The following is a 21,017-nucleotide window of genomic DNA, read 5'->3' as shown; positions in this document are numbered from 1 at the left end:
AATCGATCATAATTAATAACAGTAGTGATAGTCTCCCCTATACATATTTGAACAACATTTACACCATACTCGAAAAAATAATTTTCAAACATGGTTTTACAGCGAAAAATTAAAGACACTACGCATCCAAAATACGTTACCTTTAATAAAGGGATCTTTTTTAGATTCTACCCACCTGCCAAAAAAAGATGAGGAAATTATTATGAGAACGTCTTCCGACTCATCACGAATCGGCCAAAACGAACATTATTATGACGCAGTAGAGTACCAGCCTGAGAATGCAACGCCTACAACGATATCGCATAATGAATCGACGCAATCAGTGGCTACCGGCTCTGTTAACGACGCAACGGAAAGAGGCGCACTCAGTCCTAATGAAAAAGCGATACATAGTAGATTATCGCGCATCTTTGAAAAGCATATCGACGCTGATAATTGTGATGCGCTGGATAAAATGATTCTAACCAGGACAAAGCAATTGCATAGTATGGGTGAAACGCCGGAAAGTATTGAAGCAACAATTCTGAAAGGCATACGGTTAAACAGAGCTAATCATTTTTTGAGAGGTGCGGTAAGATCCATTCCGTTTGCGGCTTCATCGATGGCGATTGATTCATTTCCTGTACTATCATCGTTTGCGCATCATGCTGCACTTCTTGGCATGAATGCCGGTATGCAAGCGAGTCTTGCAGATACTTTTGGCTGTTCTCTTCTGAATCGAATGACTGCGGACGTCACCTGGATGCAAGCAAAAGAGAATGAACTTGAACCCGTGATGCAAACAATATTTCATAAAAAACTGCCAACCGAAACTGCGCTTGCTGCAGAAAACAGCCTTTCCATTCAGTACTATAGCTTAAGAAACGCACTACGCATTGGCTTAAATTCAGGCGTATCAGCCTGGAAAGGCCCGGCAGTCGCTGCACAGGTAGACAGCTATTTTTCTGCCGTTGGTGGTATCGTTTCTGGCGGACTCATGAGTGTTACTAACAATGAAGTCAATTTAAAAAAAAACCGGATTGGTCCCGAATATCTTTTTTCACGTGTTGACTGGGCTCAGCAATATAACGCACTTAAAAACACATCACCTTTTAAAGACGGTGTCACTAGTGGGGTAAAAAGAGCCGCCTCTTTTCCACTGGATGTCATAACCGACTCGCCTGCAGCATTACGGGCGTTGGCAACGGCAGGTGGCTTGGGAAAAACCGCGATTATGGCAGGTGGCGTTGGCGCCGTCAGTTGGGCCCGATCCGCAGTGATGGCCGCCATGGGCAGTGCTCATTTCAGTTCAGCCTCAACGCAAGCAATGAGTCATCTGGTAAACACTTTAGGATTAGCACCAATTTATGCGGCAGTTCCGGCCGTAGAAATTATGGGCGAGAAATTGGGTAACGACATGAGTCATGCCATTCATGAAACTCCAAATGCCATAACAAGTGCGGCCAGTTGGTTAGGGAAACAATTCCAGGGAAAAATGCAGAGATGATTAAAAAATCTTATTTATGAATACAATAACATCGAACCTGGAACTTTATTATTTTTTAACCTACTTAAAATTGACCTAATGAGGTCACAATATGGTCAATACATTAAGAGGATAGGAAAATGAATACTATATCTGGTAGCAATGCACAGCCATCTCTGCCTTTACATGTCAATTCATGTGAAATTACGCTCAATTTGGATAACAACAGGAATACGCCCACCCAGAGTAATGAGCCTATTAATAACAGAAATATCAACTTTGGTGGTAATGCGGGAACACCATTAGATAATGAGGCTTCAAATAACACTAGCAATGCCAATAATAACTCTGCACAGCTTTCTCAAACCATCATGCAACTCATGCAAATGATGATGCAGATGATGCAGTCACTTATGCAAAGCTCTCAAAAAAATAATGACCATACCGGTAGTATTCAGTCACCCTCCACTGGAGGTGCGAGTGATGTTGATGGCTCAGATGATATCAATGGCTCAGATGATATCGATGGCTCAGATAAAACTGATGAGTCTGAAGATGTTGATCAGCCTGAACAAGGGAATTCAGAGGAAAATGGCGGAACTGCATTTCCTTCTCAACCAGCAGGATCAGGCGTTGGGGAGAATAGTGGTGTCTCATCATCCGGTTTGCATCTACCTGAAAGTCTCAAACCTTTTGAAGGTGCCATTGAAAAAGCGTCCAAAGCATCAGGCATTGATCCGGCAGTGCTGGCAGGCCAGATCTATCAAGAATCAAGAGGCGTTATCAATGCCTCATCAACGAACGGTGGCAACGGATTGACTGATGCCGGTCTCATGCAAGTTAACGAGAACACATTTAAGGATCTGCAAACAAAATATCCAGATCTCCTTAAGTCTGATGCAAATCCCAACAACCCTGATGACAACATTATGGCAGGAGCGTTGTACATGAAAGATATGAAAGCGCAATTTAATGGTGACGATGGTGCAGCATTGCGTGCTTACAATTCAGGGCCAGAAAATGTGAACCTAAGTAATTTAAGTGATATTTCAAAATATGGTACCGGCGATTCAACTTACGTTAATAAAGTTCAGAATTTCGCAGCCATTATCAAAAGTGGTACAGGTACTCTCCCTGCGTGATTTTAGTTAATTTACAGGCAGTATGATTTAGATACTGCCTTACATTATCATATCGTGAAAAAATATAAACATGGAATCTCCACTATAAATAAACTCCAGTAGCCATCCGACACTTACGATTAAATCGTTAGTGTCAGAAACTTAAGTATATATCCTGCAAAATGACTTCACCAACCTTCCATTTTAAGTCCTGTCTACGCAATGTTGATCTAATGCCGTGTCCCCATAGAAATTCATCAATAATACCCAACAAGAATAAAGAAAAGCAAACGTGGTAAGGATATCCCTACAAATAAAAGGCGATTGCCTACAGTAAGTTCAGAGGAAACTGATAGTTCGTCACGAAGTGCTAATGAATGATATGAGTTAACTAAATTAAAGAAATAAGCGTTAATTTAATTTTTTGAGTATGGGATTTTTTTAATTCAGGTAGCCGATTTACCTGATGTAATTTCAAGGGGAATGGTGAATAAAATGCTTACAAATCGAGAAAAACTATACGAATTATATGATTTTCCTGAAAAAAACAGGGAGTGTGCAATCCCTGATGCCCAGAATGACGCCTGTTTTCCGCGCATCCAAACTGAATCTGGTGAAGCAGATTTCCATGCTAGCTTGCACAAAATGATAGAAACACTCGCGCCTTTAGATGTTGACCTGCTTCTGGAAGGTGAGACCGGAACAGGAAAAGATACATTAACGCGTAAAATTTATGAACTTTCAGGCGCTAAAGGGCCCCTGGTACCTGTCAATTGTGCGGCTATTCCGGAAAATCTTGCAGAAAGTGAACTTTTCGGTGTGGTTTCTGGAGCCTATACCGGAGCGATAAGTTCACGCCCCGGATACATTGAAACATCGGGCGATGGTGTTCTTTTTCTTGATGAAATTGATAGTATGCCTTTGGTTTTACAGGCCAAACTTCTACGCGTGCTTGAAACACGAAGCGTATGCAGGCTTGGCTCAACCCAGCCTATTGAATTAAAGTTACGGGTTATTGCGGCATCCCAAACGCCGTTAATTAAACTTGTCGGACAAGGGAAATTCCGACGAGACCTCTACTTTCGCTTGTCAACAATTAAAATTCAGACCCCAACCTTAAGATCAAATGCTGAGCTGATTATTCCTTTATTTCAGCGATTTACTTTTGAAGCAGCGGAGAGATTAAACCAACCCGTCCCTGCCCGCTCACTCGAACTGGATGAGTCGCTTCTATTGCATGCCTGGCCAGGAAATATTCGGGAACTTAAGGCCGCAGCAGAACGCTATGTATTAGGGCTTTCACCTTTAAACAGTTCTGTCCCACGTGAACCCGGCGCGACATTGCTTAAAGATCGTTTGCGCCGCATCGAACGTTGTCTAATCACAGACTGCCTTAAACGTCATGAGAATAAAATTGACAACGTTGTACATGAATTGGGGATACCTCGACGTACACTTTATCACAGAATAAAAATGCTAAATATTGGTAACGAATGATCTTTGTATAAATTGAATATGATTATGGAACTAACACAAAGCCCCCTCCACTTAATAGTTGAATATGTCGTGTATTCATTAAAACGTAACTATTAATTTAAAAGAGGATATAGCTATGCCTTCAACGAGTTTAGCAAGTATGGCAGGTGGTTTTGCAGGCGGTGCGGCTTCAGGTGCAGGTCAGATGGCCAGCAGTAGTGGTTATGCAGCAGGCATGACAGGCGTAATGGCTGAAATGCAGTCAAACAGTATCAAAAACGCCCAGATGGGTGCTGAAATGCAAAACCTGAACCAAATTGCTAACAACGCAATTACAGCAGGTAACGCAGCGACCCAGAACAAAGTCCAGTACTAAGTTATTCCTTTACGGGCTGTTTCTGCAGCCCGTAATTTTCCTAATAAGTTTGTCAGGAGACAAAAATGAAAGTCACCTCTATACAGAATACTAATGTTGCCCCTGACCTGACAATAAATGCAACATTCTCAGAACCGCAAAAATCAGACGTTGACTATTTTTCATCACAACTTGCGGTCGATTCCAGCGAGTCAGAAGCAAAAAAGATTAAACCAATATCACATTCATCGGCAATTTTTTCAGAGTTATCACAAACCTTTTCTAGTAATGAACATAAACGCGACCTGGCATTTAAAGACCTTAAAAATGCTTCTCGTTCTTCTGATATGCTTGCTATGAGCAGAGCTAATGAGTCCATCTCAAACTATTACATTGAAAGTCTGATGAATGCCAAAATTGTTTCTAAAGCGACGCAAACTCTCGATAAACTAACTAACCTGCAATAATAATGACGATGAAAAATATCGCCTTAAAATTATCATTTTTCGTGCTGTTATTTACCCTTTCAGGGTGTAATGACGCAACGGTGTTGTTCAGTGGTCTAAGCGAAACCGATGCAAACGATATTATTGCGGAACTTAATCAGTATCATATTGATGCTCACAAGCAGATGGACAAGACAGGTGTTGCAGTTTCCATCGAGTCATCAGAAATTGAGCGAAGTGTAAAAATACTTGATGCAGTTGGTCTACCACATAAAGCACGAACGAACCTTGGCGAAGTTTTCCAAAAGAATGGGGTGATTTCAAGCCCACTTGAAGAGCGTGCTCGTTATATTTATGCACTTTCTCAGGAAGTTGAATCAACACTATCGCAAATTGATGGTGTTGTGACCGCGAGGGTTCATGTCGTACTCCCCGAACGTATTGCACCAGGTGAGCCCGTACAACCTGCGTCAGCATCTGTTTTTATTAAATATCGTACAACACTTGATCCCGATAGTATTGAGCCGCGAATCCGTCAGCTTGTTTCAACCAGTATACCTGGCTTGGCTGGTAAAACTGATCGAGACTTATCTATCGTGTTTGTTCCCGCACTCACATACGAAGATCATACCGATATTATTCAACTCGGCCCATTTCAACTGACACCTGATGAGTATAATACGGTTAGGTGGTGTATCAGTGGCTTTATCGTTCTTATTCTGGTTGTTATTTTTATTTTCTTTCGAGCCGGCAATAAGCTCAAACGCCTTACCAAACGTACAGAATTACCTGCGGAAAAATAGCGATGACAAATGGGCACGAGATTGATCATTGGGTTGAATGGTGGCATAAAGGATGGTGGGTTAATATGGATGATAGCTGGAAAAACCATGCTGTCTTCCAGTTGCCGAAACAAGCAATAAAACAAATTAGCATGCATCATGCGAGTGAAATGTCGCATGTCTTTGGTGTTCCTGATTCTCTTCCTCCACCTGTTCATTTGAGAATTTTAAAAATAATCAATCTCAATACGCAGGAACGCGCGTCGCTATTGCATATCATTCATGAAATGTGTTTTCCTCATCAGCGCCAGTTTACATTCAGTTCGGCCGAAAAAATTAACTATCGCCGTATATCGCGCGCTTTACGATGTGAGAAATGGCTCTGCGCTGATTACAGTACTTCGGGTGAAGCGACTGCGTTAGTTCTGCTCAGAGAGCTTTCTATGGAAAACTGGCCAAGACTCCGTTTTAGTTTCGACAAACATAACATTCAGCAAAGTGAGCTCATGACGCCCAATGAATCTATTCACCCGGGACGGTTAAACGCACTGTGGGAGTCAGCCTTATGGAATCTTCCACAATACGGGAACTGAAACTATGTGGGTCAAAAAGAAAATCACATTACTTCCCTCTGCGCCCAAGGTGGATAGCAACATCATTCACCTGGAAGATCTGGATATGCATGAGAAGGGCTTATCCATTATTGAACAGGCGAAAGCTCAGGCGGTTCTTTTGTTAGAAAAAGCTAATGAAGAAGCCGCTTTGAACAAAGAAAAATCCATAGAATGTCATGAAGCGCTGCTACAAGAACAACGTAAAAATCAAGAAGAAATTTTTTTATTGCAGGCTAAAGCTTTTTTTAATGAATGGGAAATACAACGGCAAGAATGGTCAAAGCGTCTTCTGCCACGTCTTGAAAATTTGCTGGTTGATGCACTTACACAAATACTTAACGAACAACCCATGGATATTAAAGTCAGTTCAATGCTTTTGCACCTGAATCAAGTACTGGATACTAATACTGGCACAACGCTCTATTGTTCATCAGACATCAGCCCTGAAATAAAAAAATGGCTTGCCACGCATCCGGAACTGAACTGGACTTGCAAAATAGATAAAAACCTACCCAATGTCTCGCTACGCCTGGAAAATGAAAAAAGCGAAATACCAATTAGTTGGCAATCTCTTTGCAAAAAAATGGCGCAACGTCTTCAGGAATAAGGATTAATCTCTGGGAATATTCTGTTGGAACAGTCAATATCAACATACCACTTAATCATTAAGCAAGTACAGGAGAGATAAAAATGAGTAGTGATGTAATGTCAAGGCGTCTGGATCACAATCTGGTTAAAGCACAAAATGATGCTTTCAATTTTGCCCGTAACCAAAATGACAATCCATACGACATTGGTGATATGTATGCTTTCCAAATGGCGTTTATGGACGTTTCAAACGCTAACTGGGCAAATTCACAGTACACTCAGTTCACTCATGGCATTCGTAAAGCCATCATTGACTCTATTACATAATGGATGAAGATGATATTTACAGGGAAGTAGATAACTGGCTCAACTGTCCTGAAAGACCGCTTGAGCTACTATTTAATGATATTCATTTATGCCTCGAACGCTGCAATGGAGGATTTTTTGTTTTCTCGCGCGTTATTACTTTACATGAGGTTAACAACGATACATTAAAATTACCAATAATGATAACTCCGTTTGCACTTGAAAAGTTTGGTTTAACCGCTGCGGCACTGGGTTTAAACCCATCCAGTCAGACACTTTATCTTATACAGCGTATCGGTCAGGATAAAACGGAGGAATTATTTTCACAACTAGATGACATCAGCCAGCAAACCGAAATATGGCAAGCCGTTATTAAAACGATACTCCCTGCAACTGTCTATTCAGCGTCCTGATAAAAGGAGAGACGCGTGTTTAAACTTAAACCACTCATTACACATTGCTTACGCTCACCACTTATTTTTGCACTCGCACTTAGTGCCAGCCCTATTTATAGCAGCTATGCCAGTACGCCAGATGACTGGAAAAGTGGTGCTTATGCCTATTCGGCCGATCAAACATCACTCAATGTGATTCTTCAGGATTTTGCAAACGGCCATGGAGTCGATATTAATATCGATGGACTCCCCGAGGAAACGGTCACTGCCCGCTTACGGTCAGAAAGCCCGGAAGCCTTCCTCAACCGACTTGCACTTGAATATCATTTTCAATGGTTTGTTTACAACAATACACTTTATATTAGTGCACAGTCTGCACAAACCTCCCGTAGATTAAAAATCAGTCAGGATGCAGCACCGGATATCAAACAGGCATTGGAAGGCGTGGGACTTCTGGAGCCGCGATTTGGCTGGGGAGAATTACCTGATGATGGTGTTGTGCTTGTGACAGGTCCACCGAAATATGTCGATCTGGTTTCTGAGTTCAGCAAAAAATCCGAACCAGATGAAAAGAATACAGAAACCACTTTAATGGCTTTTCCACTTAAATATGCTGATGTTGCAGACAGGAGTATTTACTTCCGGGACAAAAAACTCGTCGTACCGGGCGTAGCAAGTATTTTAAATGAACTCTTGGGCCAGGGTGGGAGCCAAAGCGCAGGTGGTGTACAGGATAACCAGGGCGGGAACGCGGGCAGTGACCTTGGCGACATGGCACGTCAGAATCAGATGAATGGCGCCAATATGCTTTATAATCAAATGCTGCAGCGTGTTACCGGTTTGAATGCGGCACATGAACATAATGGAGACTCGGATCATCCAGAATTACAAGGTAAAGTGTCTGCCGATGTCCGCAACAACACGTTGCTTGTAAGGGATGACAAAAAACTCCGCGCGGAGTACCAGGCACTCATTAATATGATCGACAAACCTCAAAAGCTCGTTGAGATTGATGCTTTGATTGTCGACATAGATCGTAATGAACTGTCTCGTCTTTCTGTGGACTGGCAGGGCCAGTTTGGCAGTGTCACGGGGGGACCGTCATTATTAAGCGGTGCAACCCCTACCCTTGCCATTACTGATCCAACACGTTTCATTGCAGATATTCAGGCACTTGAAGGCGAAGGAACAGCTTCTATTCTTGCTAATCCCTCTGTATTGACGCTGGAAAACCAACCTGCCGTCATTGATTTTAGTAAGACAGCATTTATAACCGCCATAGGTGAGCGCGTAGCGGATATTCAGCAGGTGACTGCCGGTACCAGTCTTCGCGTTACCCCGCGTTCCATTGGTCAAATTCCAGGTAAAGAAGCTGTCCAACTGGTTGTGGATGTTGAGGATGGCAAACTTAACGAAAAAGAAGATGGTTCGGCCAAAAGTACTGAAAATGGCGTGATTAGTACGCAGGCGCTTGTGCAGGCTAAACGATCGTTGGTTATGGGTGGATTTCATACACAACAAAGCGGAGACAGTGACAGCGGTATCCCCATTTTACGAAAGATCCCGTTTTTAGGACGTTTATTTAGCAGTACTAATCGCACGACAGAACAACGCGAACGTCTGTTTATCATCACCCCTCATCTCATTGGCGATCAGGTTGATCCCTCTCGATATGTTGATGCTGATAACCGGGGAACCGTTAGCGATGCATTACAAAATATCAATCGTCGACACGAGTTTGCCAACAGTAAACGCGAGATTGAGAATGCAATGCGTGAACTGGCTGAAGGCCACCTCCCTGGGGGAATGAAAGTCGCTAACAGTGGCCCTTCATTGAATGCACTCTGCCAGTCACCGCTGACCTTCAGGCAGGAACCTCGCCAACAATGGTATTCGAATGACAGTTTTGCCATTACGGTCGGTGTTATCACGAATGTTTCCGGCCAGTCACAACGATTTGATGAAGCAAGTTGTCACCGGGCACAGACGCTCGCCGTTTCTGCATGGCCTCATTCAGAGCTAAAACCTGGCGAATCCACCGAAGTGTATATCGCTTATAATGCAGAGGCGTCGCCATATCAAAATCGCGCGTCTTTACTTCAGCGTAACAGTCTTCGTTCCTCACCTGTTCAGTCTGCACAGGCAGGCAAAAAACCGACTCACCATCATAAAAAGCACACTCATTCAGTGAATCTTGTTCCAAGTGAGACCCAATCATGATGAAAATTTTAGTCATTATCACAGCCTTTATTCTTACGGCCTGCAGTACACCGAAGCTGCCGGGTTGCCGTGAAATGTCATGTCGGCCTGTCTCAAAACCTGACAGCTTAACCATTTGGTGGCAACCCGATTTGAGAAATGGCCCTTATGATTACACCTCCGTCTCCGTCAATCAATGATCGTTGTTAATGATATCAATGCGTTTATCCAGTGCAGCGTCAGGAATGAACGCTGCCGGTGGCACTTGAGTCGCAAGCTGACGTTTGAGTTGGCAGGTGACCATGTCCCACAATTGTTATTACGGCATAACGTTGACTTCAGTAATTCAGCAACCATTTTCAATGCACTGACGGTACGGTATCAACAGCCATCTCGATTTGATGGCTGTTATATTACCAGTGACGACGCTGGTAACTTAATTATAATGTATCATTTAATACCGGGTGATGACGCACACGATATTATAAGATTATTAATCGATTTAAGTGAAAGCCTTCCCGATTGACATCCCCCCTGTAAATATTATTTACAGGGGGGGTTAAAACGAACAGTAAGTGATGACGCGTCTCATCACATAACAAGAGGCATCTTTGATGCCGCAATGTACAATGCCGCTAATCCCCTCCTAAAAGATAAAAAACCGTCCCCGTGCTTTGTTTATGTTCTCTCTTTTCGTAGAAAAGGCTGACGTAACTATTTATTGTTCACTCCCTTAATTCATTGAACACATCAGGCTCAGCCATAAAGCCTTTATATCATTTTTCTTACCAGAAAAAAAAACACTTTAATTATATTAATGGAACGAGTTAAGACGCCATGACACACAGTTGTTTGATTTTATTAACACAATGAGGAAAATAATTATGTCTGGTCGCGTTCCCGGTAGCGCTCAAAACCCATTTCAATACTCATATTACCCCGATCGCCCCCCCTCCCGACAAGGAGGCAGTTCATCTTCATCGATGAACATTTACGGCATGCAGCCACACGCTAGCCATTCTGGTCAGATGCCTTATGCCGGACAGAGTTTATATAGTATGGCACCGCGTCCTCCTTCTGCAGGAGGCTATGGTATGCCTCCACGTCCCCCTTCAGCCTCAGGGTATGGAATGCCACCGCGTCCCCCTTCTGCTTCAGGCTATGGCATGACATCGCATCATCCTTCGATGGGAGGATATGGTATGCCTCCACGCCCACCTTCTGCAGCCGGTTACAGTGCTCTGCAACGGCCCCCCTCCCGTTCGGGCACCTCTGGCGCTGCGCCGACATCCATGGGGGGACGTCCGGGTGCAAACCGTGCCACCGTCTATGGCAGGCAGGTCGCCACTACTGCGGTAGCACAAAATGGTTTTACCTCAGCGTTTTCTGGCCCGAATTCGAATGCGGTTTTACGACGTGGGAATATGCAGATACCCGCGAACGTGCAACAAAGCATCCTGCGCCATCGGGCTGATTATATCGCTCAGGCCAGACGTAATCTGGCACGTCTGTCGAGTCATGAATTGAATCGTTATCCGGACCAGCTGAGGCGGCTTCACGACACAACGCTTGCCTATAGTCATCAGTACGCGCAGCGCAGAAGCATTGCGACGGTTGCTGATGCGCTGGACCGGTATCAGGCCGATTGTGGTGATAACTATTTAATGAATGTGAATGCGATGGGATATCCCTCACTGCGGCATTACTTAACGGCTATGCATCCAAATCCGGTCAGTGAGCAAGATCTTAATCATTTTGTACAAAATTTTAACGAAAATTATGGTATTGAGGGACAAACAGCAGAAGAATTTAACGATACCAAAACGCACATTGAACGAAATCTCCGTGCGCCCACGGCAGCCTTAGCAGAGTTTTTAGCGCACGCACCCCGTATTTCTGGGGTCACTGTGCAAAAAGGGATGATAGCCGAGGATAATCTGTACGGGACGCGTATCAGTAGTAACGCTGCATTACGGCGAGTTCTTAACGGTGACGCACTTTTATTCAATGGTTTTCTTAGCACCACATCAAGCAGCGCTCAGGCCCTACAGTTTTCAGGTATAAACCGGCTTGATGAGCTTGGCTCTCCTATGTATACCATTGATTTGCGCAGTGACGATCCTGTAACAGAGTCACTCAGACGAACGACACTGGCTAAGTTGCGTACTGAAAACTGGAACCCCTCTTCCCTTATCTTTAACTTTGCGGCGAATAATGCGCGCGGTATCCATGTGGATGCTATGGATGCCCATAATCCCACCAGCATAAGCTTTGTTGGAGAGAAGGAAATTTTATTCGCACCGGGACACAGTTTCCAGGCGAATAAAGTCACGTTGTGTAGCGACGGGTGCGTGATCGATGGTGAGCTGACATACAGCCGTTGACACTCACAAGCCTGTAACCCGCCCTCGGGCGGGTTACAGCGCCAGAGATTCGCGGGTGTATTTCAGGATCGCAGTATGATTACAGCGCATTTTGCATACCCAACTTAATCGCGTGATGTCCGTCAGGCTGATGCAGACTGTACTTCTGCCAAAAACTCAACCACATCCGTGACCTGATTCATAAATCCTTCAAGCATATTGATGAAAGTCTGCTTATTCAGAATTGCCAGTTCGACTTGTGTACAGAGTCGTAGATTATCTTTATCATCTAACGCTAACCAGCAGCCACGCATCGCGTCCATTTCAAAGTTGAGCGCTAACAACATGCGTAAATACCACTCTATTGTTTTCACGTTTTCGTGGAACGTTTCAATTTTACAATGAAAAAGCAGACTCTCACTCTCTGCAGGTAACTCAATAATTGCGGCTTCCTGTTTATCTTTAAAAATGGCACACACACCATTATTTAATGACAGTACCGTATTATGCGCTGCTCCCCATGCTGCAAGCCATGTATTCACGTTGTCTGTCGCAGACATCTTCTCCTCCTTACTCAACCTTTTAGACCCCAATGCTGCTGCTGCCCCTGTAATAACATTTGTGCAAGCGCTTCGTTGGCGTTTGCAATACGCCCTTCCAGACTGTAGCCAACGGGGTTGTCTTGATTTGCACCATAACTAAAGTTGATTTTACCCAGGCTGCGTTTCATTGAAACGGACGCGCTGCTTGCCCCCCCCAGTAAAAAAGCAGGTGTGCCAAAGCCATCATTTTTAATCTGATTTTTAGTAAATTCGACTGCTTTAATACGCATCTTGCCTGGCGAGAGTAATTCACGATGGAGATCGTCGGGAACATTCTTACCGGACAGTAAACGCTCTTCCAGTGCATCGCGCTCCTCATCCTTGAGTTCGAAGGTGACAACGGCAGTGGCACTCGTATTATCCTGAAGTGTCTTAATCAAGGCGGCCAGTTCAGCATCACTCTTAATCATATCGTGAAGCGATCCTAAATCTGCCGGTCCCAGTATGTTTTTCAACATATGAGCTAACATATCCCCAACGCTTTCACCTGTAACTTTGCTCATGTTGTTAACAGTAATTTTATGCTCAGCCCCATCCAGTAATAAATTTCCATCCTGCCAGGCCTGATGTTGACGTATCAGTTTATCCAGTTTGCGCAATGACTCCCGCTGTGAGTTGTTATGCGTATGCATATTTCTTGGCGTAAAGTGCTGGTTTAACTTGGTCATTTTTTCTAATGTTGTGAGAGTGGGTTTGTCATCATCTTTTTGTGGGCCATTCAGTTCCTCCAGGAGCTGGACCGTAGCTGAGTCGGTAAAAGCGCCTTTAATACTGTTGGTTAGCTCTTCGATGTCAGTTGATGCAATCTCGCGTGGTACTTTGGTCGTAACAGACAGGTTATGCTTAGTTGTGCTATCAACGCTTAACTGTACTGATGCGCCAAGGGCGGTAAAAAACGGGACGCGTCCCCTGTCATCTCTTACTGATACACCTATAGGGATTGCAGCACTGACACCTACTACCCCATTACTTAAAACCTGAATACTGTTATTGCTTCGGCCGTAAGAGGCACTGTCCTCTTTACGTGAACGGTCTCTTTCTCGCGTTGCTGACATTAAATTCCCCCCCACATTAGCAATCAACCCAGTGCGTAAGTTGGAAATCACATGCTTTTCGGATTTAGGCGTAACGGGAAACCCCACCGAGGCTTCTATTACGAAGTTCGCGTCCAGACTTACAGTTGCGATATTGCCATGTTTGACACTGTGATTGACGCCCATATTGAGGAGTGTTAATGGATCAAGCGTTCCCTCTTCGAGACCGCGTATAAACTGAGGAAAATCTGCTTCAGTAATATCAAAACTGATACTGTTTTGCTTTTTTAAATCGAGCGGTCTTGCAGACATCACGCCGCCAAAACGTATTGTTGGAGACAGATCGCGATCACTATCAATATGAATAGGATGCGCTTTCATATGATCCGTTAGTACGTTATAACCGATACCACCGAGTAAGGTAACACTTCCTCCACCATCACGCCCCAGGCTGATGTTAATCGCCCCCTCACCACGCGTGAGCGTCATATTGTAGTTTCTGGCAAGATTTGCGCGGATACTAGCCGCAGCAATTACACCGCCGGCATGCATGCTTGGCGCCCCGCTAAAGGTGCCTGTCACTGTATAAGCACGACTAAATGAAATGCTTTCCCCTTTATGCATCGTTCGCACGGTTTTATCCAGACGCCTGATTAAGTCAGCCTGATCTTTGGCATGTGTGACTGTTCTGGCCGTCACATTGATAGCATGTTCCGGTTGAGAAAACGCCTGAAGCATTGTTTTTATAGCATCGTAGTTTGCCTCCAGCCTGTCATTGTCCGTAAAGCCCTGCCGAGTAATTTGGTTAATCGGGTTATTTTCCCATTCATCCAAACGCAGGCGGCTGAATTCTTGCCTCAGGCTGCCAAGTTCAGTCTGGCGTTGTTCTATAGGGTGTTGAAGTGCTGAGGCTATGCGCGTGGTAATATGATGTAATTTTACAAGCGTAACCGCATCAAGGATAAGACGGGATTTTATCAGGCCGGTTTTATCATACTTGTCACGGTGCATACCAAAGGGTACATTTTCTTTTTGATAAGACAGCTTTACCTTTTTTTCTGCAAGTGCGCTAAGCAAATGAGAGGCGTGATTAGCCGTATCCCCCGGGTAATGCTTAAAAACAAGCAATAATTTATTGAGTAAATCGCTATTACGCAGTGTGGCAGGATTCATATGATTCGTAAAAGCGTTGAGTTCGGTTTTCACTGGAGCTTCAAATTTTTCATAACGCTCTTTAATTTGGCGAGCCTGATGCATCGTGCTTTGTGCAATAATATGATTAAATGTCACCACATCCTCTAGCCATTCTGGTGCCCCTTTTCGGCTCTTAATCAGAGCAAGTTGTTCGTCAAGAGACAAGGCTGCAGGGTCGACAGGAGGCTTATCCAGAATATGGTTCAATTCTTCAAATTGTTTACTTTGTTCCTCATAAATTGCAGTTAACCCTTTGCGTCCGCCATATTTATGGGTGACTAAAGCATAGGCATTTTTCAGTGGCATCAGACGAATGAGGGGACGAAACACAAAAGTATTAAGACGGGTACGAAATCCCGTATGCACTTTCGTACTGTCATGTCCGGTCTGCCCAAAAGTATTTACTTCTTGTTTATAGGTAAGACCTGTTTTAGCGACCCTACCTTCAGGCGTAGCTCTGCTTATGCGTGTGAAATAACGCTCCGCATAATTATTCATCGAAGTGTCACGAAGTGCGTTTTCGGCATCCACATGTCGCCAGCGGCCATCACCATCATTAGCTAATAAATTTTCACCTATTTTCAATAAAAGCCGTTCACGTTGGTTTACCAGAAATGAATCTGGAAGCACATTCCAGGCATTACCATCGTCATCGATTTCTTGTGGTACATTTTCAATTTTCATATCGTCCAAACGCCCTTTTAGCCAGTGCTCAGCGGCGATACTGAATACCGTTCCCTTGTCACTGAGAATAAACAGGCGATTTGACGGGCCGATAGCAATATCTTTAATTGCATGTCCCCCTTTAACACTGTCATATTCCGAATCAGGTTCTAAACCTTCAGTCGTTTTTGCCACAGCGCTGTACATGGCCTGATTTAATACATTTTTGCCGAGCCTTAATGGCGCGTGTCTTTCCCGACGATTATCGTTATTGACGTGAATGATATGCAGATCGCCATCATGTCCAAGCTGAACAAAGCGCCCATTATCAAGTATCGCGGTCGCAACCCTCTCATGATTAGGTTCAGTCCCCACCATGGCAGTGTCTTCTTTTACGCTTTTCTTAACCTGATATAGCGCAAAGACATTCTGCCCAGCTTGTATTTTATTACTGGAAAAATTTAATTTCAGTTTTTTAACATCGTTCTTGTCGGTAGTAATCCATGCCTGGCCATCCTGACCACAACGTAATGACGTTGCCTCAATTTCTGTTGACTCCCAGGCCTGGGTGGTATCGTTAAAAAAATGCACTTTTCCCTTGTCAAGGGTTAACAGCCCACCTTGACTAATACTGACAATGTGCTCAGGGTCAGGCGAAATCTGTGGTAGTCCTTTGTTATAATTCAGAACAAGGCTGTCACTTAAGTTCCAGGCTGACTGTATGCTTTCGCCATCCTTAAAAGGACTGATAACAAGAGCATGCTTTCTGTCCATAGCGTCTTTAACAACCGCATGCAAACGATTATTTTTACCATGGATCAAATCCTCGACAAAATACCCTTCGCCAACATCCTTACTTAATTTTTGGTGAAGTAATATTTCAAGAACACGATTTTCCCCTGCACCAAACTGCAGTACGTCTTGCGCATCAGCTGTCGTTGCAATATGAATTTTTCCTTCACTGCCGACACCAAGCAATGTATTTTCAGCATGAGCAATAGTATTCAGGGTTAAACCCGATGGTTGGATTTTCCAGGTAACATGCTCATTATTTGATGCATCGAATCTGGGCAAGTATTTAATGCTTTGTTGATGTCCCTCTTCACTCTTGACGAGAAGAAATGCTTTACCCTCTGTCGAAACAGAATAATGTTTAATGTTTTCCTCAATGGGAGAGGTTTGCGAGCCCGAGTCTATGTCAAACAGCGAATGGTTATCATAGATACAAAAAAGTTGTGCATTTTGCTGCAAACTTAATCGCATAACAGATTTATCCGTCTCTGTACCGTGAAGCGTATAGTGTTTCCATTCTGTATTCCCTTCTGCCATTCGATACATTTCACCGTCAACCATGCGGAATAAATGTTGAGTTCCACGCTGAATGAATATACCGGAAAGGTGGCTGAGTATAGCATTGTCTGGAGAAGAAACTTTCGCCTGCAAGTGTACGCGACCAGAATGAAGTTCTGAGATACAGATATCTCTATCATCATTAAAGGTAATGGCACGCGTTGAGGGGTGATGACCTGTAGGGGTAAAAAAAGGACGGCCAGCATCCTTACGACGAAATTTTGCTTCGGCTTGACTACTGGTAATGCCGATTAGCGAATGGGAAAAAGTATGAAGAGAGATTAATCTCCCACTGTCTTCCAATAGTGCGTGCTGAAGATTTACCGCATCAGATGCGGTGTACTGATAATGTCTGTTTGCATCTCCAATGGTTTGGCTCAAAAATGATTTTCGAACGTCACATTCACTCATCACTGTTACATTATGATTATCTTCGAGCAGTATTTTAACAGTTGCATTTTTAGTAAGTTCACTAAGATTTTCTGATGTATCCGATGGAGTAAGTCTGTCTGACGTGGCAAAGTTAACATGATATGACATCGATGCTGAGGGATCTGTTATTACTGACCCAGTTTTAGGTGCGGCGGTTTGTAAAGACGTACTACCTCCGTTTTCAGCGCGTTCACGATCCCATAAAGCATCAAGCGCATGTTCTATGCTCTCATCCTCATCCGGGAGATTAAGTTGCAAACGGGGTGGAGAACCAGTATAGCTGGCGTCAACTTGATGGCGGGGTTCAACACCTGTTTCTGCAAGATGTTGTGCCCGTTTTTTGTGAAATAGTGAACTGTTAAAAAAACGTTTGAAACGGCTACTCTTTTTGGCAGGAACATAATCAGACTGATGAAGTTGTTCTGCCAGGGTTGAAGGATGCTCACTCAGCGTTCTGTTTAGCGTACCTCCGCCTGAGTGCAAGGGCGCCATAGGCTGTTGAACGACACTTTCCTGACGACGTGAGACAGTCGATAAAGTTTCAGTGCGCTGGTTTTTACGTAAACCCAGAGTAGAAATAACATTCCGCATTACAGAGGCCATAGCACCCGCTCCTGGAAAAGTTACGATCCTGATTACTTATGTAGTGGTTTCAAAATAAAATACGTTCCAGGCATAACAAAAACTTGATCGTTCTGCTTTAGCCATCAAAAAATGTCATGGAAGAAAAGTGCATTTTACATAAAGAAGAATAAAAGTTGCGTATTGTTATAATGCACAAAAAAAACAATGAAGAGTAATTAAACTATTCATCCATTTCAATTATTTCCCCTATATAATGCTCTTCAAACTCACGTAATACACGATAAACCTGCGCCACAGCTTTTAAAGTTTCACGACTTATATATGCCCCCTCCTGAACAGAATGGTAAAGCGTTCTGGTCAGCCAGATGAATCTTACGACTGGCACGCCTTTACTCTGCGCTTCTGCAATAATTTCCTTAGCCTCATATCCCTCACTTTTAAACAACATTAAAGGCAGAGGTGTCACACCATTACGATAATATAATCCGATTGCATAGTGAGTGGGGTTAACAAGGATCATATCTGCATCTTCCGTATTGACAACACGTTGCGGTTTAGGATCCTCATTCAAAATCTCATGTGCTTTCTGCCGGCGGTGCCCTTTCATATGCGGGTCGCCTTCATTCTGCTTATGTTCATTACGTATGTCCTCGTGGCTCATACGTTGCTGCTTAAGGTGATAAAACTTCTGTAATGCAAAATCTATAATACTTAATAATATTAAGATACCAAGCGTAGTTCTGGTCAACTTAATTAATAGCGAGAGCACTGCAATCCAGAATTGGTTAAGATCTTGTACAGAGGCTAACTGTATAAATGAGGAAAGCTCAGACTCAAGTGAAAAGTAAAAGACTACAAATATAACTGCAGCTTTAAAAATATTTAAAAACAAAGACGTCAACTGCTTTGCAGAAAACATATTTTTAAGATGACCAGCAGGGTTTAATGCATCGAATTTAAAAGAAATAGATTCTATCGCAAACAGCGGTCCAAACTGTACCCACCCCCCTAGAATACGCATGATAACAACCACAGAACTTGTAACAGCAGAGAAATAAGCCAGACACCACAATGAAGATAAAAAAACATCTTTGATAGCAGTGAAAAACGGCTCATTGATGTTTATCACGGATTGCGAAAAGATAGATTGTAATCTTTGCATACCATCGCCGGCCAAAGCAAAAATTGTCTCAAGTAAACCTGCACAGATAAGGAGTTTTGGAACATCCTGGCTCTGGCCAACCTGCCCTTTTTTTCGCGCTTCCTGCAGTTTCTGAGGTGTTGCCTGTTCTGTTTTTTCAGACATATCATCCCTACTTATCTTTTACTAAATACATTTTTTAGAATGACAACAAGATCTTTGAAATCATATAAGTGACGACTAACAATTTCATTTAAACTCGGAATATAAAGAACCAGGAAAAACATTCCTAGCAAGCATTTTACAGGAGCAGCCAATAGGGTCGCCTGTAACTGAGGACTGTATATACTCAATATAGCCAGTGCAAAATCGACCATAAGTAGAAGTACGACTATTGGACCCGCATAAATAACGATATCAATAAAAACCTCTTTCAAAACCTCTAGATAAACTCTAAATCCGGCATAATCAGGGAACGGCATCCACTGAAGAGGTTGCCAAAGTAAATAACTATCCCATAGCACCTGGGTTATTACAGTAAGGCCAAGCCCAGATAGCAATAAAAAAACAACCGATTGTTGCATAAGAAAACTTAGTGGGGTTTCGTCTTCACCCAATAAGGGGTTAAGCTGTCCTCCCATCAATGCTCCTCGCTGATTATCAAACAAAGCACCAACTGACTGAAATAACCAAAATGGCATACTCAGGAATAAACCTATTAATAACCCAATGACTAATTCCTTAATAACTAAACCACCAAGAAAAAACCATGAGGGATTATTAAGGAGCATTGACTGTTGAATAGCAGGGGCAGGAAAAAGTGCAACAGCTATGGCGATAACACCACGTAGTCCACCTTTAATAACGCCGAAGGAGAACACAGGTGATAACAACAGGCAGGGGTAAATGCGCGCCATCCCAAAGCCGACTGAAATGATAAAAGTGAACATCTCATGAAGTTGGCTATTCCACATAACTAACTCTTCACATAAGGCATCATTTGAAATGCACTTTGAGTTAAGTCAATTAATTCGACGCCTATCCAACGTCCGCTAAAAGCCAGCACTAACCCGACTGCAACGAGCTTAATTGCAAAAGGCAAGGTCTGATCCTGAAGTTGCATCACAGCTTGCAGTAAGGACACAAGGGTTCCTACTATCACCGCAACAATAAGCGGTGGTGCAGAGAGATACACTACAAGTAACATTGACTGCCGAAAAAGTGTCATGATATCCATATAGCCCTCACTACATATAGCTGTAGAATAAACCGTCAAGTAGCCGTGTCCAACCACTTACTAAAACAAAAAGTAAAATTTTTAGCGGTAAGGATATCGTCATTGGTGAAACCATTTGCATTCCCAGAGCAAGTAAAACATTAGAAACAATTAAATCAACAACAATAAAAGGAATGAAAATTAGAAAACCAATTTTGAAACCATTTTGTAGTTCCGATAATACAAACGATGGTATTAGAAGCATCAGACTATCATGTGTGAGAGAATCAGCCATGGTTTTCGGCCACATTCGTTGTGCATTTTCTTGTAAGTGCGTGAGGATATCGGGATCAGCATTCTTTAACATAAAATGCTGTAACGGTTCAATAGCGTTATGTGTTGTAGAGTCGAGCTTTTCAGGTGTCTTCATATCAATTGGCACAGCTTTAACATGCTCAGACATTTCATTAAAAACAGGTGCCATAACAAAAAGCGTTGCTGCAAGTGCAATACCGTAGATAGCCATATTTGGGGGGATTTGCTGCACCCCCATCGCATTACGTGTTAATAAAAGCACCATAGATATCTTTAAAAAACTTGTACATATTATTAACATAATAGGCAGCAACGACAATGCACCAAGAAAAAGTGCAAGAGTCATCGGATTAAGTGAAAGATCTTGCATAAATA

At 43.1% G+C, this 21,017-nt stretch carries 19 protein-coding genes; 13 read left to right on the top strand and 6 right to left on the bottom strand.

Annotated features, from left to right (window positions below; translation table 11 throughout):
- The first annotated feature begins 202 nt into the window (after positions 1-202).
- The 13 genes from NXS97_RS21495 (at position 203) to NXS97_RS21440 (ending at position 12,131) form a co-directional block, all read left to right on the top strand.
- Positions 203-1,486, top strand: a complete 1,284-nt coding sequence (locus tag NXS97_RS21495; RefSeq protein ID WP_042677808.1) for a hypothetical protein — start codon at positions 203-205, stop codon at positions 1,484-1,486.
- Positions 1,487-1,605: 119 nt separating this feature from the next.
- Positions 1,606-2,607, top strand: a complete 1,002-nt coding sequence (locus NXS97_RS21490) for a lytic transglycosylase domain-containing protein (protein WP_200286893.1) — start codon at positions 1,606-1,608, stop codon at positions 2,605-2,607.
- Positions 2,608-3,081: 474 nt separating this feature from the next.
- A complete protein-coding gene (locus NXS97_RS21485) occupies positions 3,082-4,083 on the top strand; it encodes a sigma 54-interacting transcriptional regulator (RefSeq protein ID WP_116219967.1) in 1,002 nt (333 codons plus the stop codon).
- 115 nt (positions 4,084-4,198) lie between these two features.
- Positions 4,199-4,438, top strand: coding sequence for a hypothetical protein (locus NXS97_RS21480; protein ID WP_128574363.1), 240 nt, complete (start codon positions 4,199-4,201; stop codon positions 4,436-4,438).
- A gap of 65 nt (positions 4,439-4,503) precedes the next feature.
- The gene (locus NXS97_RS21475) at positions 4,504-4,884 is read left to right on the top strand and encodes an EscI/YscI/HrpB family type III secretion system inner rod protein (RefSeq protein ID WP_105076846.1); all 381 of its coding nucleotides are present in this window, start codon (positions 4,504-4,506) and stop codon (positions 4,882-4,884) included.
- An 8-nt stretch (positions 4,885-4,892) separates the two neighbouring features.
- A complete protein-coding gene (sctJ, locus tag NXS97_RS21470; protein WP_105077022.1) occupies positions 4,893-5,666 on the top strand; it encodes a type III secretion system inner membrane ring lipoprotein SctJ in 774 nt (257 codons plus the stop codon).
- A 2-nt stretch (positions 5,667-5,668) separates the two neighbouring features.
- Positions 5,669-6,238 (top strand): hypothetical protein, encoded by a 570-nt coding sequence (locus NXS97_RS21465; protein WP_042677806.1) that lies wholly within the window; start codon positions 5,669-5,671, stop codon positions 6,236-6,238.
- A gap of 4 nt (positions 6,239-6,242) precedes the next feature.
- Positions 6,243-6,866, top strand: a complete 624-nt coding sequence (locus NXS97_RS21460; RefSeq protein ID WP_259232797.1) for an HrpE/YscL family type III secretion apparatus protein — start codon at positions 6,243-6,245, stop codon at positions 6,864-6,866.
- Positions 6,867-6,949: 83 nt separating this feature from the next.
- The gene (locus NXS97_RS21455) at positions 6,950-7,174 is read left to right on the top strand and encodes an HrpF protein (protein WP_042677804.1); all 225 of its coding nucleotides are present in this window, start codon (positions 6,950-6,952) and stop codon (positions 7,172-7,174) included.
- Entirely contained in the window at positions 7,174-7,566 is a 393-nt protein-coding gene (locus NXS97_RS21450) for a hypothetical protein (protein ID WP_042677803.1), read from the top strand. Before NXS97_RS21455 ends, NXS97_RS21450 begins: the two co-directional genes overlap by 1 nt.
- A 15-nt stretch (positions 7,567-7,581) precedes the next feature.
- On the top strand, positions 7,582-9,768 hold the full coding sequence (gene sctC / locus NXS97_RS21445; RefSeq protein ID WP_259232796.1) for a type III secretion system outer membrane ring subunit SctC: 2,187 nt from the start codon (positions 7,582-7,584) through the stop codon (positions 9,766-9,768).
- On the top strand, positions 9,765-9,947 hold the full coding sequence (gene hrpT, locus NXS97_RS23255; RefSeq protein WP_308736891.1) for an HrpT family type III secretion system protein: 183 nt from the start codon (positions 9,765-9,767) through the stop codon (positions 9,945-9,947). The genes sctC and hrpT overlap by 4 nt, the downstream gene beginning before the upstream one ends.
- Before the next feature lie 930 nt (positions 9,948-10,877).
- The gene (locus NXS97_RS21440; RefSeq protein ID WP_181901432.1) at positions 10,878-12,131 is read left to right on the top strand and encodes a hypothetical protein; all 1,254 of its coding nucleotides are present in this window, start codon (positions 10,878-10,880) and stop codon (positions 12,129-12,131) included.
- A 122-nt stretch (positions 12,132-12,253) separates the two neighbouring features.
- On the opposite strand, the gene NXS97_RS21435 is transcribed toward NXS97_RS21440, so the two are convergent.
- The 6 genes from NXS97_RS21435 to sctR all read right to left on the bottom strand — a co-directional run bounded on the left by NXS97_RS21435 (position 12,254) and on the right by sctR (position 21,012).
- A complete protein-coding gene (locus NXS97_RS21435; protein ID WP_105076841.1) occupies positions 12,254-12,670 on the bottom strand; it encodes a type III secretion system chaperone in 417 nt (138 codons plus the stop codon).
- Positions 12,671-12,684: 14 nt separating this feature from the next.
- Positions 12,685-17,988: an AvrE-family type 3 secretion system effector gene (locus NXS97_RS21430; protein WP_105076840.1), complete on the bottom strand. Its 5,304-nt coding sequence runs from the start codon at positions 17,986-17,988 to the stop codon at positions 12,685-12,687.
- 202 nt (positions 17,989-18,190) lie between these two features.
- Positions 18,191-19,276 carry a type III secretion system export apparatus subunit SctU gene (gene sctU / locus NXS97_RS21425; RefSeq protein WP_042676585.1) on the bottom strand — a complete coding sequence of 362 codons (1,086 nt, stop codon included), beginning with the start codon at positions 19,274-19,276 and terminating at the stop codon, positions 18,191-18,193.
- An 11-nt stretch (positions 19,277-19,287) separates the two neighbouring features.
- Complete coding sequence (gene sctT / locus NXS97_RS21420; protein ID WP_042676586.1) at positions 19,288-20,085, bottom strand: type III secretion system export apparatus subunit SctT; 798 nt, start codon at positions 20,083-20,085, stop codon at positions 19,288-19,290.
- Between the two features lie 2 nt (positions 20,086-20,087).
- A complete protein-coding gene (gene sctS, locus NXS97_RS21415; RefSeq protein WP_042676587.1) occupies positions 20,088-20,348 on the bottom strand; it encodes a type III secretion system export apparatus subunit SctS in 261 nt (86 codons plus the stop codon).
- Positions 20,349-20,358: 10 nt separating this feature from the next.
- A complete protein-coding gene (sctR, locus tag NXS97_RS21410; protein ID WP_105076839.1) occupies positions 20,359-21,012 on the bottom strand; it encodes a type III secretion system export apparatus subunit SctR in 654 nt (217 codons plus the stop codon).
- Between the last annotated feature and the right edge of the window lie 5 nt (positions 21,013-21,017).

Source organism: Pantoea sp. B623, assembly GCF_024814475.1.
In the GTDB taxonomy this organism is placed as follows: Bacteria; Pseudomonadota; Gammaproteobacteria; order Enterobacterales; family Enterobacteriaceae; genus Pantoea; species Pantoea ananatis.
The sequence above is the reverse complement of the archived record's forward strand: the minus strand, read 5'-3'. Positions and strand labels throughout refer to the sequence as shown.

Excerpts from the sequence above, each read along its gene's own strand:
- NXS97_RS21495 (WP_042677808.1), top strand. The coding sequence starts at position 203 with ATGAGAACGTCTTCCGACTCATCACGAATCGGCCAAAACGAACATTAT.
- NXS97_RS21490 (WP_200286893.1), top strand. The coding sequence starts at position 1,606 with ATGAATACTATATCTGGTAGCAATGCACAGCCATCTCTGCCTTTACAT.
- NXS97_RS21485 (WP_116219967.1), top strand. The coding sequence starts at position 3,082 with ATGCTTACAAATCGAGAAAAACTATACGAATTATATGATTTTCCTGAA.
- NXS97_RS21480 (WP_128574363.1), top strand. The coding sequence starts at position 4,199 with ATGCCTTCAACGAGTTTAGCAAGTATGGCAGGTGGTTTTGCAGGCGGT.
- NXS97_RS21475 (WP_105076846.1), top strand. The coding sequence starts at position 4,504 with ATGAAAGTCACCTCTATACAGAATACTAATGTTGCCCCTGACCTGACA.
- sctJ (WP_105077022.1), top strand. The coding sequence starts at position 4,893 with ATGAAAAATATCGCCTTAAAATTATCATTTTTCGTGCTGTTATTTACC.
- NXS97_RS21465 (WP_042677806.1), top strand. The coding sequence starts at position 5,669 with ATGACAAATGGGCACGAGATTGATCATTGGGTTGAATGGTGGCATAAA.
- NXS97_RS21460 (WP_259232797.1), top strand. The coding sequence starts at position 6,243 with ATGTGGGTCAAAAAGAAAATCACATTACTTCCCTCTGCGCCCAAGGTG.
- NXS97_RS21455 (WP_042677804.1), top strand. The coding sequence starts at position 6,950 with ATGAGTAGTGATGTAATGTCAAGGCGTCTGGATCACAATCTGGTTAAA.
- NXS97_RS21450 (WP_042677803.1), top strand. The coding sequence starts at position 7,174 with ATGGATGAAGATGATATTTACAGGGAAGTAGATAACTGGCTCAACTGT.
- hrpT (WP_308736891.1), top strand. The coding sequence starts at position 9,765 with ATGATGAAAATTTTAGTCATTATCACAGCCTTTATTCTTACGGCCTGC.
- NXS97_RS21440 (WP_181901432.1), top strand. The coding sequence starts at position 10,878 with ATGCCACCGCGTCCCCCTTCTGCTTCAGGCTATGGCATGACATCGCAT.
- NXS97_RS21435 (WP_105076841.1), bottom strand. The coding sequence starts at position 12,670 with ATGTCTGCGACAGACAACGTGAATACATGGCTTGCAGCATGGGGAGCA.
- NXS97_RS21430 (WP_105076840.1), bottom strand. The coding sequence starts at position 17,988 with ATGGCCTCTGTAATGCGGAATGTTATTTCTACTCTGGGTTTACGTAAA.
- sctU (WP_042676585.1), bottom strand. The coding sequence starts at position 19,276 with ATGTCTGAAAAAACAGAACAGGCAACACCTCAGAAACTGCAGGAAGCG.
- sctT (WP_042676586.1), bottom strand. The coding sequence starts at position 20,085 with ATGTGGAATAGCCAACTTCATGAGATGTTCACTTTTATCATTTCAGTC.
- sctS (WP_042676587.1), bottom strand. The coding sequence starts at position 20,348 with ATGGATATCATGACACTTTTTCGGCAGTCAATGTTACTTGTAGTGTAT.
- sctR (WP_105076839.1), bottom strand. The coding sequence starts at position 21,012 with ATGCAAGATCTTTCACTTAATCCGATGACTCTTGCACTTTTTCTTGGT.